The 14,769-nt window shown below is 31.2% G+C and carries 11 protein-coding genes; 3 read left to right on the top strand and 8 right to left on the bottom strand.

The window, feature by feature from the left end:
- The first annotated feature begins 25 nt into the window (after window positions 1-25).
- On the top strand, window positions 26-2,323 hold the full coding sequence (locus tag MPF19_RS01630) for a M28 family peptidase (RefSeq protein WP_249986497.1): 2,298 nt from the start codon (window positions 26-28) through the stop codon (window positions 2,321-2,323).
- 304 nt (window positions 2,324-2,627) lie between these two features.
- Here the strand turns inward: MPF19_RS01630 and pyk are convergent, their stop codons facing one another.
- The 5 genes from pyk to MPF19_RS01605 form a co-directional block, all read right to left on the bottom strand.
- Complete coding sequence (gene pyk / locus MPF19_RS01625) at window positions 2,628-4,055, bottom strand: pyruvate kinase (protein WP_203392815.1); 1,428 nt, start codon at window positions 4,053-4,055, stop codon at window positions 2,628-2,630.
- A gap of 2 nt (window positions 4,056-4,057) precedes the next feature.
- Window positions 4,058-4,528, bottom strand: coding sequence for an IPExxxVDY family protein (locus tag MPF19_RS01620; protein ID WP_203392816.1), 471 nt, complete (start codon window positions 4,526-4,528; stop codon window positions 4,058-4,060).
- A gap of 90 nt (window positions 4,529-4,618) precedes the next feature.
- Complete coding sequence (rnc, locus tag MPF19_RS01615) at window positions 4,619-5,356, bottom strand: ribonuclease III (protein ID WP_203392817.1); 738 nt, start codon at window positions 5,354-5,356, stop codon at window positions 4,619-4,621.
- Window positions 5,357-5,365: 9 nt separating this feature from the next.
- Window positions 5,366-6,619, bottom strand: a complete 1,254-nt coding sequence (gene fabF / locus MPF19_RS01610) for a beta-ketoacyl-ACP synthase II (RefSeq protein WP_203392818.1) — start codon at window positions 6,617-6,619, stop codon at window positions 5,366-5,368.
- A gap of 6 nt (window positions 6,620-6,625) precedes the next feature.
- On the bottom strand, window positions 6,626-6,862 hold the full coding sequence (locus MPF19_RS01605) for an acyl carrier protein (protein ID WP_004569249.1): 237 nt from the start codon (window positions 6,860-6,862) through the stop codon (window positions 6,626-6,628).
- A 171-nt stretch (window positions 6,863-7,033) separates the two neighbouring features.
- Between MPF19_RS01605 and purN the strand changes: the two genes are divergently transcribed.
- The gene (gene purN, locus MPF19_RS01600; RefSeq protein ID WP_249986496.1) at window positions 7,034-7,606 is read left to right on the top strand and encodes a phosphoribosylglycinamide formyltransferase; all 573 of its coding nucleotides are present in this window, start codon (window positions 7,034-7,036) and stop codon (window positions 7,604-7,606) included.
- Window positions 7,599-8,234, top strand: coding sequence for a ribonuclease H1 domain-containing protein (locus MPF19_RS01595; RefSeq protein ID WP_249986495.1), 636 nt, complete (start codon window positions 7,599-7,601; stop codon window positions 8,232-8,234). Before purN ends, MPF19_RS01595 begins: the two co-directional genes overlap by 8 nt.
- A 351-nt stretch (window positions 8,235-8,585) precedes the next feature.
- Here MPF19_RS01595 and MPF19_RS01590 read toward each other — a convergent pair whose 3' ends face one another.
- The 3 genes from MPF19_RS01590 to MPF19_RS01580 form a co-directional block, all read right to left on the bottom strand.
- Window positions 8,586-10,055, bottom strand: coding sequence for a RagB/SusD family nutrient uptake outer membrane protein (locus MPF19_RS01590; RefSeq protein WP_249986494.1), 1,470 nt, complete (start codon window positions 10,053-10,055; stop codon window positions 8,586-8,588).
- 11 nt (window positions 10,056-10,066) lie between these two features.
- Complete coding sequence (locus MPF19_RS01585; protein WP_249986493.1) at window positions 10,067-13,357, bottom strand: SusC/RagA family TonB-linked outer membrane protein; 3,291 nt, start codon at window positions 13,355-13,357, stop codon at window positions 10,067-10,069.
- Window positions 13,358-13,562: 205 nt separating this feature from the next.
- On the bottom strand, window positions 13,563-14,735 hold the full coding sequence (locus MPF19_RS01580; protein ID WP_249986491.1) for a FecR family protein: 1,173 nt from the start codon (window positions 14,733-14,735) through the stop codon (window positions 13,563-13,565).
- Window positions 14,736-14,769 lie beyond the last annotated feature (34 nt).

Here is a 14,769-nt window from a genome sequence, read left to right as displayed (position 1 = left end):
AGAAACATATTTATCAAATAATCAAATGAAAGCCTTTTCTTCTCTTGTTTCTGTTCTTATAATTCTTGGAGTTATTGTTTGGAGTTTTTCTGATTTAAAACCCACTTTTTCTCCAGAAAAAATCGAGTCTAAAACTGAATTCTCTATAAATAATGCACTTTATCATTTAAAGAATATTAGTAAAGAAACTCATTATACGGGTTCTAAAAATCATAAAGAAGTTCAGCATTATATTGTAAATGAACTACAGAAAATGGGATTGGAAACTGAAATTCAAACCCAAACAGCCATAAATAAAAAATGGTTTGCAGCAACTACTGCAGAAAATATATTGGCAAGAATTAAAGGATCTGAAAACGGTAAAGCCTTAATGCTTTTAACGCATTACGATTCTAATCCGCATTCCTCTTTGGGTGCAAGTGATGCGGGTTCTGGCGTAGTTACTATTTTAGAGGGAATTAGAGTATTCTTAGAAAAAAAGAAACAACACAAAAACGATATTATTATTCTTATTTCTGATGCTGAAGAACTAGGTTTATTAGGTGCACAGGCTTTTGTTGATACACATCCTTGGACCAAAGATATTGGTTTGGTGTTAAATTTTGAAGCACGCGGAAGTGGTGGCCCAAGCTATATGTTGATGGAAACCAATGGAAAAAACAGCAAGTTATTGTCAGAATTCATGGCTGCAAAACCAAATTATCCTGCAGCAAATTCTTTAATGTACAGCATCTATAAAAAATTACCAAACGATACCGATTTAACCGTTTTTAGAGAAAATGCAGATATAAATGGATTCAATTTTGCCTTTATAGGCGATCATTTCGATTATCATACAGCACAAGATTCTTATGAGCGTTTAGACAGAGAAACACTTTTACATCAAGCAGATTATTTTACATCTACTGTAAATTATTTTTCAAATTCAGATTTAACCGATCTAAATTCTGATGAAGATTTTGTCTATGTAAATTTTCCGTTTGTAAAATTAGCATCCTACCCTTTCTCCTGGGGTTCTAACATGTTAATCGGTGCAATTCTCATTTTTTTACTTTTACTTTTCTTCGGATTTAAAAAAAGAAAACTCTCTTTAAAAGGAATTTTAAAAGGTTTTGGAATCTTTATTTTGGCTGTTATCCTGTGCGGAGGGATTTCTTTTGGTCTATGGAAGTTATTATTAATCATTCACCCTCAATATAAAGACATTTTACACGGTTTTACCTATAATGGATATCAATACATCACTGCGTTTGTGTTTTTGAATTTATGGGTCTTATTTAAAGTCAATAAATTTATTTATAAACACGAAAAGTCAACAGATTTAATAATTGGTCCAATTGTAATTTGGCTCGTTATTAATTGCTTTATCAATGCCTATTTAAAAGGTGCAGGTTTTTTTATCATTCCGGTGTTTGCTGCATTGGTTATTTTGGCAATTGCTATTTTTATGAATTTGGAAGAAAAAGCAAAACGTATATTATTCACTATTATATCAATTCCTACTATTTATATTTTTGCGCCATTAATTAAAATGTTTCCGGTTGGCTTAGGGTTAAAAATATTGTTTGTTTCCGGAGTTTTAATCGCCTTAGTTTTTGGGTTGATGATTTTTACCTTTCATCAAAAGAAAACTTTTTGGATGCAGAAAGCAGTTGGTTTATGCGCTATTATTTTCTTTGGACTCGCAACCTATAATAGTGGTTTTTCTGTTGATAAAAAGAAACCGAATAGCCTTGTTTACATTCAGAATTCTGATGATAAAACTGCCTTTTTTGCCTCGTATGATACAAACTTAGATTCATACACAAAACAAATTTTCGACAAAAATGCCACAGAAGGAAGTATTGCCAATGCAGAAACCAAAAGTAAATACAATACACGCTTTACATATCATAAAAAAACCGAATTCAAAAATATTCCTTCAGCTTATGTAGAAACAGAGTTAGATACTGTTATTGGCAATAAACGTTTTGTAGAAATCACAATATCATCTAATAGAAAAGTGAATAAATTTGAGTTTATCACTAAAAATAAATTGAAGTTACATCAGTTTAAAGTAAACGATGTTTTGGTGAATGACGGGAAAATTTATGAAATAAAAAACGGTACTTTTTTAATTTACCATTTAGCAAATCAAAATAAACAAGTTACGTTGTCTTTTAGTGTTTTAAACGAGGATAAATTAGATATTATTCTAAATGAAATTTCTTACGATTTATTAGAAAACGATCATTTTACTATTATACCAAGAACAGAAGAAATGATGCCAATGCCTTTTGTAACGAATGATGCTATTATTATTTCTAAAAAATTGAAGTTGTAAGAGATTATTGCAAAGGCGTAAAGTATTGTGTATGCCATTATTTTAATGAATTACAAATAGCTGACAAACAAGTTTAGCCCTGATTGAAACGGCATCCTTTTTAATGCCTATTAAACAAGTAAAGTCTATTCTAATAAAGAGATTGCCTCAGTTTACAAAAAAGTAAACTTCGCAATGACTCATTAAAAAGATATAGTGAAAAGCAGGAATAGCTTCTAAAAAACATTCTTACCCTTTCATTTTATGCAAAAAAAAGCATCTTGAAAATATCAAGATGCTTTTTTTATATATAAAATAATACTATTTAGTCTATTTCAGAAACTCTTAATGTATTTACCATTCCTTTAGCCTCCACTGGCATAGAAGTTAAGTTAATCATTAAATCTCCTACTGAAACGATACCACTTTCTTTCGTTATTTTGTTAATATCTACAACAGTATCATCTGTACTTAAATGTTTATCGTAAAAGAACGCTCTAACACCCCAAAGTAAATTAACTTTTGATAAAATTCTTCTTTCTGAAGAAAATACCAATATTTCTGCTTTCGGTCTCCAAGCTGAAATTTGAAAAGCAGTATATCCACTTCTTGTTAAAGTAGAAATAGCTTTTGCATCTATATTATCTGCCATTAATGCTGCATGATGACAAACAGATTTTGTTATAAATCTATTTGTTCTAATATGTGGTGCTTCATGTGGTACTTTAATCATGCTAGAGTTTTCTACTGCTCTAATGATTTCAGACATTTTCTGAATTACTTTTAAAGGATGTTTCCCTACAGAAGTTTCACCAGATAACATTACAGCATCTGCTCCGTCCATAATTGAATTGGCAACATCATTTACTTCTGCTCTTGTTGGAACAGGATTATCAATCATTGTTTCCATCATTTGAGTTGCAATAATTACAGGAATTCTTGCTCTCTTAGCACGTCTTACTAATTTTTTCTGAATTAATGGAACGTCTTGCATAGGAATTTCTACTCCTAAATCTCCACGAGCAACCATTAAACCATCACAATAAGGAATTAATGCGTCTATATTTGCAACTGCTTCTGGTTTTTCTATTTTAGCAATAACTGGTACTCTATAATCTGAATGTTCATCAATTAAATCGCGTAACATTCTTAAATCTTCTGGAGTTCTTACAAAAGAAAGTGCCATCCAATCTACCTTTAAGCCTAAAGCAAAAACGGCATCTTCTTTATCTTTTTCTGTTAAAGCAGGTAAAGAAATAGCTGTGTTTGGTAAGTTTACTCCTTTTTTAGAATTTAAAGGTCCCCCAACTATAACTTTTACAACAACTTCTTTGTCTTTATCTGTAGAAACTACTTCAAAACGTAATTTACCATCATCTACCATAATGTTTTCTCCAACTTTTACGTCTTTAGGAAAACGTTGGTAGGTCATAAATGCTTTTTTGTTGTTACCAATACACTTTTCTGTAGTAAAGGTAAAAAGGTCTCCATCATTTAAAATTACACCATCTTCCATAACTCCTACACGAAGTTTTGGCCCTTGTAAATCTGCTAAAATAGCAACATTGAATCCTTCTTCTTTATTAATTTCTCTAATTCTTTTTACATTCAGTTTTACAACATCATAATCTGCGTGCGAAAAATTAATTCTAAAGACATTGACACCTGCAATTGCCAACTCTTTCATCTTTTCTTTGGTGTCTATTGCTGGACCTAAGGTTGCAACTATTTTTGTTTTTTTGTATTCTATCATGTTTAAAATATTAAAAAGTCTTTAGACTTTAGGGTGTTTTTATCAATTGAAAATGCTGTAATTACATTGTCAATATTTTTTATACTATTTATTGTTTTCAAAACAAATTCATATTCTAAATCTCCACAAATTTTTAAAAAGAAATCTACTTTTTTCTTTTCCGGAATTAAATATGTTTTTGTTTCTAATGTTAGTAATAACTGATTAGCTGCTGTTTGGTTTTCTCGTCTATAACTATTTGCTATTAAAAACCAATCGTAATCATATTCTTTATTTTCATAATTATATATAGAAAAAGAGGCTTTCTTTTCTTCTATCACAAACTCTAAATTCTCTTTTGCTTTATAAAACCTAGTATTTAGGTTTTTATTTAATAAGTAGGCAAGTTTATAATCTTCTAAAGTAGAATGGATTCCTATTAAAGAATATTCTTCTTCGCAAAAATCGTCCATTTCTAAAGCGTGTACTTGCATAGATTATAAGTAATACTTGTATTATGAAAGGGCTAAATTACTAATTGTTTAGGACATTACCTTTAATTTTAACGAAAACGTTATCGTGGGCTAACTTAAATCAATTTGGTTTTGAAACGCAAAATACACTCTTTTAGCGGCTTGCTCTTCTGCTTTTTTCTTAGAAGTGGCTCTTCCTTTAGCTATTTGCTCTCCGTCTATACTTATCTTTACACTAAAGTGCTTAATAGCTTCGTTACCAGAATCTTCATAAGTATCAAAAGTATACTTTTTCTTTTGTTTTTGGCACCACTCTATAATAAGACCTTTGTAGCTCGTTATTTTTCCTTCTAGTTTTTCAATATCAACATAAGGAACAATTACATTTTCGAAAATAAATTTTTGACAAGTATTGTAGTTTTTATCTAAATAAATAGCACCTACTAATGCTTCAAAAATATTACCATGAATATTATCACCAACGTTAGATTGGTCTATATTACTTTTTACGAAACGTATTAAGTTTAGGTCTTTACCTAATTCATTTAAATGCTCTCTACTTACAATTTTAGAGCGCATTTGTGTAAGATAACCTTCACTTCCTGAAGGTACTTTTTTATATAAATAAGATGCAATTACAGAGCCCAATATAGAATCTCCTAAAAATTCTAAACGTTCGTAATTAATAGGCAATCCTTTACCGTCTAGCATTTGCACAGATCTATGTGTAAATGCTTTTTTGTATGTATTTATTCTTCTAGGTGAAAAATTGAGTAATTTTTTTAATTCGTAGTACAATTGTGTATCCTCTTCGTTGAGAGGCTTTACTATTTTACGAATAAAATTCATAGGGTATTATTATTCATCTAATTTTCTAAATGCAACGCATGCATTATGTCCACCAAAACCAAAGGTATTACTCATAGAAACTTTAATGTCTCTCTTTTGAGCTTTATTTAAGGTTAAGTTTAATTCTGGATTGATATTTTCATCTACATTAACATGATTAATTGTTGGCGGCACAATACTATGTTTCATTGCTAAAATTGCAGCAATAGACTCTATAGCTCCTGCAGCACCTAACAAGTGACCTGTCATAGATTTTGTAGAATTAATATTAATATTTTTGGCATGATCACCAAAAACCTCCGAAATTGCTTTTAATTCTGCAACATCTCCTAAAGGTGTAGAAGTACCATGGGTATTAATATGGTCTACATCTTCTGGTTTAATTCCTGAATTTTCTAAACAATTATTCATAACAGCAATTACCCCAATTCCTTCTGGGTGAGGTGCAGTCATGTGATACGCATCAGAAGACATTCCGCCTCCAATAACCTCAGCATAAATTTTTGCTCCTCTTGCTTTTGCGTGTTCGTAGCTTTCTAAAACCAAAGCACCTGCTCCTTCACCTAATACAAAACCATCACGTTCTGCATCAAAAGGTCTAGACGCTGTTTCTGGGCTTTCATTTCTTGTAGATAAGGCGTGCATGGCATTAAAACCACCAACACCAGAAATTACAACTGCAGCTTCAGAGCCACCAGTTACAATTACATCACAAGTTCCTAAACGAATATAATTTAAAGCATCTATCATTGCGTTAGCAGATGATGCACATGCAGAAACTGTAGTATAATTTGGCCCCATAAATCCATTCTTAATAGAAATGTTTCCTGGTGCAATATCTGCAATCATTTTTGGAATAAAGAAAGGATTAAACCTTGGTGTACCGTCTCCAGCTCCAAAATTTATAGCTTCGTTTTGAAAAGTTTCTAAGCCTCCAATTCCTGCTCCCCAAATTACACCAACGCGTAATTTGTTTAATTTTTCTAAATCAAAATTTGCATCTGCAATTGCTTCGTCTGAAGCTACCATTGCATACTGCGTAAATCGATCCATTTTACGTGCGTCCTTTCTATTAATAAAGTCCGTTACCTCGAAATTCTTTAATTCACATGCAAAACGAGTTTTGAACTTGGCAGCATCAAAACCTTTAATAGGTGCCGCCCCGCTAACTCCGTTAACTAAAGCATTCCAATATTCTTCAATATTATTACCAATTGGCGTTAGTGCGCCAAGTCCAGTGACTACAACTCGTTTTAACTGCATATAAATTTACTTTTTTGCTTCTTCAATATAGCTAACTGCTTGACCTACTGTTCCGATGTTCTCTGCTTGATCATCTGGTATTTGAATATCAAATTCTTTTTCGAATTCCATGATTAATTCAACAGTATCTAAAGAATCTGCTCCTAAATCGTTTGTGAAGCTAGCTTCTGTTGTTACTTCGTTATCGTCTACTCCTAATTTGTCTACGATAATAGCTTTTACTCTTGATGCAATGTCTGACATAATTTTGTGTTTTTTAAAATTTTAATCGTGGCAAAAATACGAATCTTAACAATTAAAACTAATTTTTGCCGCAAAAATGATTCTTAAAAGTAAAGAAAAATATTTAATCTTCACTTAAAATAATCTATTTGTTAATAATTATTCTTTTTTTTGTAGCTTAGAAATGAAGTTATGAAGCGTATTGTTATTTTTGCATCTGGTTCTGGAACGAACGCAGAAAACATTATTAAATTTTTTAATCATACTAAAACCGCTAAGGTTACTACTGTGCTATGTAACAATGAGCATGCCAAAGTGTTTGATAGATGTAAAAATTTAAACATCAAATGTTTACATTTTAAAAAAGAAGTTTTTTTTACTTCGGATGAAATACTAAATCTCTTAAAAGAGCAGGCAGATTACATTATTTTAGCAGGCTTTTTATGGAAAATTCCAACTAAAATTATTGATGCTTTTCCGAATAAAATCATCAATATTCATCCTGCATTATTGCCAAAATATGGAGGAAAAGGAATGTATGGTATGAACGTTCATAAGGCAGTAAAAGAAAATAAAGAAATAGAAACTGGCATAACAATTCACTATGTAAATGCCAATTATGACGAAGGTGCTATCCTTTTTCAGGCAAAAACAGCTCTTTTAGAAGATGATTCTCCTGAAATTATTGCAGAAAAGATCCATATTTTAGAACAACGTTACTTTCCAAGAGTTATTGAAGACGTAATTTTAGCCATAAATGAGTAAAAAAAAGTTTTATGTGGTTTGGAACGGGCGCAGAAAAGGGGTTTTTACTTCTTGGAAAGTCTGTAAAAAGCAAATTGATGGTTTTGAAGGTGCGCAATACAAATCTTTCGCAGATTTAAATGAGGCAGAAATAGCTGCAACCAAAAATTATGCAGACTATGTAGGTAAAGACACTAAAAAAGTTACTTTGTCTTCAACTGAAAAAGAAAAAATTGGTAGACCTAATTTAGAAAGTATTTCTGTGGATGCAGCTTGTTCTGGAAATCCGGGTAAAATGGAATATAGAGGTGTTTTAACGCATAACAAACAACAACTTTTCTTAAAAGGTCCATTTGCTAAGGGAACTAATAATATTGGCGAATTTCTGGCGCTAGTGCACGGAATTGCTTTATTAAAGAGTAAGAACAAAGAAAATATTCCTATTTATTCTGATTCTAAAATTGCCATGAGTTGGGTAAAACAAAAAAGGTGCAAAACTAATCTGCATTTTGATGCTTCTAATAAAGATTTATTAGAGTTGATAAAAAGAGCAGAAACTTGGCTTAAAAATAATACGTACAAAAATCCTATTCTTAAATGGGAAACCAAAGCTTGGGGAGAAATTCCTGCAGATTTTGGAAGGAAGTAGTTATCAGTTATCAGTTATCAGTTATCAGTTATCAGTTATCAGAATTTAAAAAATCTATGAGTTATATTCAATAGAAAACATCGCAATTGTTGTTAATGCATACAATTTGTCACTTAAAAGTATTGAGAAATCGCATAACAGTGATAACGTAGCAATAGCTAAAACATTAAAACAAGACAAGAATTATGGCTCTCTCAAAACAGATCTAGCTATTCAATTAAGCATGAACACATGTGGATATTTTAAAATAGAACAGGAGATTCTATTATTTTTATCATAAAGAAAAACCCCAAAACTAATTATTAGTTTTGGGGTTTTTACTTTATAAAACTTGTTAATATTTAATAGATACTAATAATTATTTTGCACCAAAACTCCTTGTGATAAGGATATTTGAGACAATGGAATGGGCATTATTTCATGTTTATTTTTTTGAAATCCTAAAGGAGCTAAAATTGTTTCTGCTCTATTTGTTCTAACCAAATCATGAAATCTAAAACCTTCTCCTGCAAGTTCTACACGTCTTTCGTGATAAATAGCATCTAATAAAGGTTGTCCGCTAAGTGCTGCTGGTAAGTCTGGCACAACTGTAATTGCATTTGCACCCCTAGCACGTTTTCTAACTTTATTTACATATTCTACAGCAGTTCCAGGATCTGTATTATAAATAGCTTCTGCATACATTAAATAAGCATCTGACAATCTTATAATTCTAATATTATTAGCATTATTCCCTTTTCCACCTACTGATGGTTTTGAATAATCTGTATAAGGAGCCCATGCATATTTTTTTACAAACCATTCGGTTCCATAACCTCCTGTTACATTGTAAAAAGAAGCATCTAGTCTGGGATCGTTTGTCTCAAACTCATTTCTTAAATCATCTTTTACTTGTCCAAGACCGATTCCACCTTTACTTCTTGGCGACATCATATGAGGCATTCTTCCTCCTAAATTATCTGAGTTTGTAGAATAGTTTACTTCAAAAATAGAACCTGATCCCCATTCTCCTACAGAATTAAATATAGAACCATAATCATCTTCTAATTTATAAGACAACATAAACAACTGATCTCCGTACGTTTTTACTTGTTCCATTTTATTTTGATACAAAGACACACGCATCATTAAACCCAAAGCAGCTCCTTTATCAGCATGCCCTAAATAATCAGTTCCTTTATCAAATCTTGAAGGTAAAGAAAGAATTGCAGCTTTTAAATCATCTTCTATCAATGTGTAAATAGCTTCTTGTGTTGTTCTAGGTACGTTAAATTCTCCTACCTCTAAAGGTTCTGTAATTAAAGGTACTCCTCCAAACGTATTTACCAAATCAAAATAATAATACGCTCTTAAAAAATAAGCTTCTGCTATAATTTCTTTTTTTCTAGCTTCATTTTCAAAAGTAATCGTTGGAACTTTTTCTAACACTAGGTTTGCAAAATAGACTCCTTTAAAATTAACTTTCCAAAGACTTTCTACTGATGCGTTTGATGATGTTAAGTTGTACTGTTCTTTTTCGAACAACTGAGCACCATCACCAGCTCTTGCCCCACCTTTTAAAAGATCGTCAGTACCAATGTCTCCAAACAATAAGTCATTAGACCTAGAAGTTTCAAAATTTTCTCTCCCATACATTTCTCGCATTGGAGTATAAGCAGCAATAACCGCTCTTTCTGCATCTTCAGGAGTTTTGTAAAAACTTTCTAAAAATGGTTCTCCATATATATTTGTATCTAAATAATCACTACATGACACCAAGATTAAGGCAAGTAATAAACAGCTATTTTTAATATATTTTATTATTTTATTATCTACTATCATTATCTTATTTTTTAAAAGTTAATATTAGCTCCTACAGAAATTGTTCTAGTAGAAGGGTAACGTCCTCTATCAATTCCAATATCTAAAGGATCGTTAGATGCTCCATCTACTCCTACTTCTGGGTCTAAACCATTATACTTGGTAAATGTAAATACATTTTGAGCGGCAACGTATAACCTTAATCTACTAACTGATATTTTTTCTGTTATGTTTTTTGGAATGGTGTATCCTAGTTCTATATTCTTTAATCTTAAATAAGAACCGTCTTGCACATATCTACTTGATGATAAAGGCATATTTACACCAAAATTTTTAAAGGTTGCTCTAGGTATAGAATTAGAAGTTCCTTCTCCTGTCCATCTGTTTAACATATTTGTAGTCATGTTAGAATCTAAACCTCCTTCTAACCAATAAATACTTCTGTTAAAAATTTTGTTTCCTTCACTTCCTTGAAAAAATGCAGAAAAATCAAACTGCTTAAAAGACATGTCTAAATTTAATCCGTAGGTAAAATCTGCAAAAGGAGAACCAATGTATTTTCTATCATCATCATTAATAACTCCATCTTCATTAATATCTCTATATTGTACATCTCCAGGTTGTGTATTAGGAAGTGTAGCATTGTTATCTACCTCATCTTGATTTTGGAAAATTCCAATCATTTCAAAACCATAAAAAGAAGCGATAGGTTGCCCTACCTCTGTACGGTTAAAATCTTTAGCTTGTTTCCCTGATGTTAAAATGCCATCGTTGGCTAGTTTAAGAACCTTGTTTTTAATGAAAGCAATGTTTCCACCAACACTAAAAGAAAAATCGTTGATTGTTTTTTTATAATTAGCTGTTAATTCTAATCCTTTGTTTTGAATATTACCAGCATTTTCAAATCCATTTTCTTTATTTCCTGAAGTTTGTAATACGGGAACTGCCAATAACAAATCTGTTGTGTTTTTAATAAAATAATCAGCTGTAAAAGTGATTGAGTTTGCCAAGAATCCCATATCAAAACCAATGTTTTTAGTTACCGTTGTTTCCCATTTTAAATCTGCATTTCCAGATCTAAAAGGTGCAACCCCAACTTGTGTAGACTCCTCATTACCAAACACATAATTAGAACTTAAATTTAATGTATTAGCAATAGCTGTAACGGGAATGTTTTGATTTCCTGTTTCTCCCCATCCTAATCTAAATTTTAACTGACTGACAGCATCAAGGTTGTAAAAATTTTCTTTATGAACATTCCATCCCAAAGCTAAAGAAGGAAATTTACCCCATTTGTTATTGGCTCCAAAACGAGAAGACCCATCTAATCTATAGGTTCCTGTTACTAAATATCTATCATCATAATTATAGTTTAACCTACCAAAGAAAGATAACAGTTTAGATTTAGAAATATCTCCTGAATTAGTAGATGTAGAAACACTACCAGACCCTAAAGTAGGGTTTGCTACACTTTCTGGAATACCACTACGCTGTGTGTTTACATTGTTGTATTCTAACTCTTGTATTTCTTGTCCTAACAGTGCAGTTATACTATGTTTTTTTGCTATTGTTGTGTTATAATTTAGTGTGTTAGACAGTACCATAGATCTGTTTTCTGATCTATTTAAATTATACGTACTTACATCAGAATTATATGTTGGTGAAACATCGTATACTGGAATATAATAATCTACCTTAACATTGGTAATATCTAATCCATAATTAGATCTAAACTTTAAACCTTTTAACACATCTACCTCTAAGAAAAGATTTCCTAAAAAGTTCTCTCTAGTATTAGGTCTTTGACCATATTTTGCCAAACCTAAAGGATTAATCGCTGAAGAATAAGTTGTAGAATTTAAAGAACCATCTGCTTTATAAATTGGAGTTACAGGATCTACTGCAAACCCAACAAAAGATGCTCTTGTCCATACATTTGGCCCATATTCTGGAATACTTACTCTGTCTGATAAAGCATATTGTATGTTATGCCCTACTTTGATTGCTTCATTTAATTTATATGTATTGTTAATTCTTAAATTAGTTCTTTTATAAGAAGACTCTTTTACAATTCCTTTTTGTGAAATATGACCTATTGATACGTAATAAGTAGATTTATCACTACCTCCAGAAAAAGATAATTGATGACTTGTCATAACTCCCGTTTGATACACTGCATCTTTCCAATTATATGATGGTAATGAAGCAGGATCTGATAATTCCGGATCTAAAGGATTACCATCATTAGTATTTGCTTCGTTTCTTATTTCTGCCCACTGTTGAGCATTCATTACCTCTAAATTGTCTATTTTATTTTGAAAACCTGTATACGTATTATACGTGATAGTTGGTTTGTTTTTAGTCCCTTTTTTAGTTTCAATTAATATAACTCCATTTGCACCTCTAGATCCATAAATAGCCGTTGCTGATGCATCTTTTAATACTTCTACAGATTTTGCATCTTCCATGTTAATATTGGTAACATCACTTACCGGCACTCCATCTACTACATATAATGGATTTGAGTTGTTTACGGTTCCTGTTCCTCTAATTCTAACTGTAGGAGCTGCACCTGGGCTTCCAGAGCTTTTAGAAACACTTACTCCGGCAGCTCTACCCTGAATAGCTTGTGCGATAGAAACATTTTGTGTTTTACTAATTTGTTCTGTATTTATAGAAGAAACAGAACCTGTCATATCAGATTTTTTTACAGTACCATACCCTACCAAAACAATCTCATCTAACTGCCCAACTTCTTCTTCTAAAGCAACATTAATATTCGTTTGGTTATTTACGGCAACTTCCTTTGTTTTATATCCCATATAAGAATACACTAAAACCGCACTTTTATCTTTTATAGAAATGGTATAAATTCCATCAAAATCTGTAGTTGTTCCGTTTGTCGATCCTTTTTCTAAAACACTTACTCCTGGCAAAGGATTACCAAATTGGTCTTTTACAATACCTTTAATAGCTATCTTTAAAGGAATTGCTTTTGCACTTTTTTTAATAGTGTTTGGTATCTTTTTATGAATTAAAACAATTTGTTTTCCAACAGTTCGATATTCAATACTTGTGTTCTTAAACAAGTTTTTTAAAACGTCAAACACGTGTGTGTTTTTCACATTTACAGATACCTCTTCTGCATTATTCAATTCATTATTATTGTATAATACATTAAATTCTGTTTGAGATTCTATTGCCCTAAACACTTCAAGATAGGTTACGTTATTCAGGTGTAAAGTTACCTTGCCATTACCTGAATTTGTACCTGCTTGAATTTGAAAAAGTGAAATAAAAATAAGATAAGCTGTTAATTTCATTTTACGACTTATTTTATGGGGAAAAAATGTGTCGCCCCATATATTAGTTAGTTTTTTCATACTTTTGTTTTAGTTAATTTGGTTTAATAAATGTGTTAAATCATACGAGTGTTAGATTGGGAAATGTTCCAGCATTTTCCGATCTTTTTTATACTCTAGTTTGGCGTTTTTTGTTTAATTCATTTGTTTCTTTTTTTTTAGTTGATTAATTAATTGTTATTGTATCTCCTTCAATGGTGTATTGGAAAGAGTAGTTTGTTTTAAAAGATTCTAGAACCTGCTGTATATTTTCTACTTGAAAAGTAGCTGTAAACACTTGATTCGCTAGCTTTTTGTTACTGTTAATGATTTTAATATTGTAGTGTCTTTCTAATCTATTAATTATTTCTTGGAATCTTAATTTCTCTATTACTAGCGTTCCGTTAATCCAACTTGTGTAATGAGAAGTATTTACTTTTTGAATGGATATTTTTTGATTTTCTTTATTCCAATCTGCTTTTTTTCCAGGTTCTAATAATTTAGATTTTTCATTAGAATACACCTCATCTTTACCATACAACCTAACAGCTCCTTCTACCAAAACTGTAGATATATTTGTATTCTCTGCATAAGAAGACACATTAAAACTAGTTCCCAAAACTCTAATATTTAAATCATTAGACTCTACAATAAAAGGATGTTCTTTGTCTTTACTAACTTTAAAAAATGCTTCTCCTGTTAAATATACTTGTCTATTTTGTCCTTCTAAGAATTTTACAGGGTACTTTAATACCGTTCCTGCATTTAAATGAACCTCAGTTCCGTCTGATAAAACAAGTGAAAAGGTTTTACCATAAGGCACATTCAATTCATTAAAAACAAGTTCTTTAGAAGTAGCTTTAGAATTGTTTCGGTAATTTATTTCTTTCCCTGTTTGGGCACCAATAACGACTCCCTTATCGTCTAAAATTTTAGACTGACCATTGCCCGTAATTATTTGGGTATCTCCGTTAGAGAGTTTTAAAACAATCTCTTCATTAGCTATAGAGTTCTCTTGAACAATTATTGCTGGTTTATTGTTGTACATAAAGTAAGCAATTCCTATGAAAACAATAAAAATAGCAGCTACTCTAGAGAATATTTTAAAATAATTTAATTTAGGCTGAGGATCTATTTCTCTTTTGATATTTTTCCAAGTGTTTTGTTTTTCTTTATCAATTTCAAGAGCAATGCCTACCCTTTTTTTACGCTCTTCCGGATCTTTTAATCTCCCTATTAGTTCTTTTGCGCTCTCTTTATCAAAGTCAGATTCCATTCTATCGAAATCGATACTTTGATTTATTAAAAAAGACGACGTTACGTCCTTAACTAACTTTAATAATTGACTAATTTTTTTCATTTACAATAGTTGTGAAGCGCTTATTCTATTAATA

It is taken from the genome of Polaribacter sp. Z014, from assembly GCF_023555435.1.
Lineage (GTDB): Bacteria > Bacteroidota > Bacteroidia > Flavobacteriales > Flavobacteriaceae > Polaribacter.
Note: the sequence above shows the minus strand (reverse complement) of the source record. Positions and strands in the feature narration are given on the sequence as shown.

Bases quoted from the DNA above. Each gene is read 5' to 3' on its own strand.
- MPF19_RS01630 (WP_249986497.1), top strand. From the start codon at position 26: ATGAAAGCCTTTTCTTCTCTTGTTTCTGTTCTTATAATTCTTGGAGTT.
- pyk (WP_203392815.1), bottom strand. From the start codon at position 4,055: ATGATAGAATACAAAAAAACAAAAATAGTTGCAACCTTAGGTCCAGCA.
- MPF19_RS01620 (WP_203392816.1), bottom strand. From the start codon at position 4,528: ATGCAAGTACACGCTTTAGAAATGGACGATTTTTGCGAAGAAGAATAT.
- rnc (WP_203392817.1), bottom strand. From the start codon at position 5,356: ATGAATTTTATTCGTAAAATAGTAAAGCCTCTCAACGAAGAGGATACA.
- fabF (WP_203392818.1), bottom strand. From the start codon at position 6,619: ATGCAGTTAAAACGAGTTGTAGTCACTGGACTTGGCGCACTAACGCCA.
- MPF19_RS01605 (WP_004569249.1), bottom strand. From the start codon at position 6,862: ATGTCAGACATTGCATCAAGAGTAAAAGCTATTATCGTAGACAAATTA.
- purN (WP_249986496.1), top strand. From the start codon at position 7,034: ATGAAGCGTATTGTTATTTTTGCATCTGGTTCTGGAACGAACGCAGAA.
- MPF19_RS01595 (WP_249986495.1), top strand. From the start codon at position 7,599: ATGAGTAAAAAAAAGTTTTATGTGGTTTGGAACGGGCGCAGAAAAGGG.
- MPF19_RS01590 (WP_249986494.1), bottom strand. From the start codon at position 10,055: ATGATAGTAGATAATAAAATAATAAAATATATTAAAAATAGCTGTTTA.
- MPF19_RS01585 (WP_249986493.1), bottom strand. From the start codon at position 13,357: ATGAAATTAACAGCTTATCTTATTTTTATTTCACTTTTTCAAATTCAA.
- MPF19_RS01580 (WP_249986491.1), bottom strand. From the start codon at position 14,735: ATGAAAAAAATTAGTCAATTATTAAAGTTAGTTAAGGACGTAACGTCG.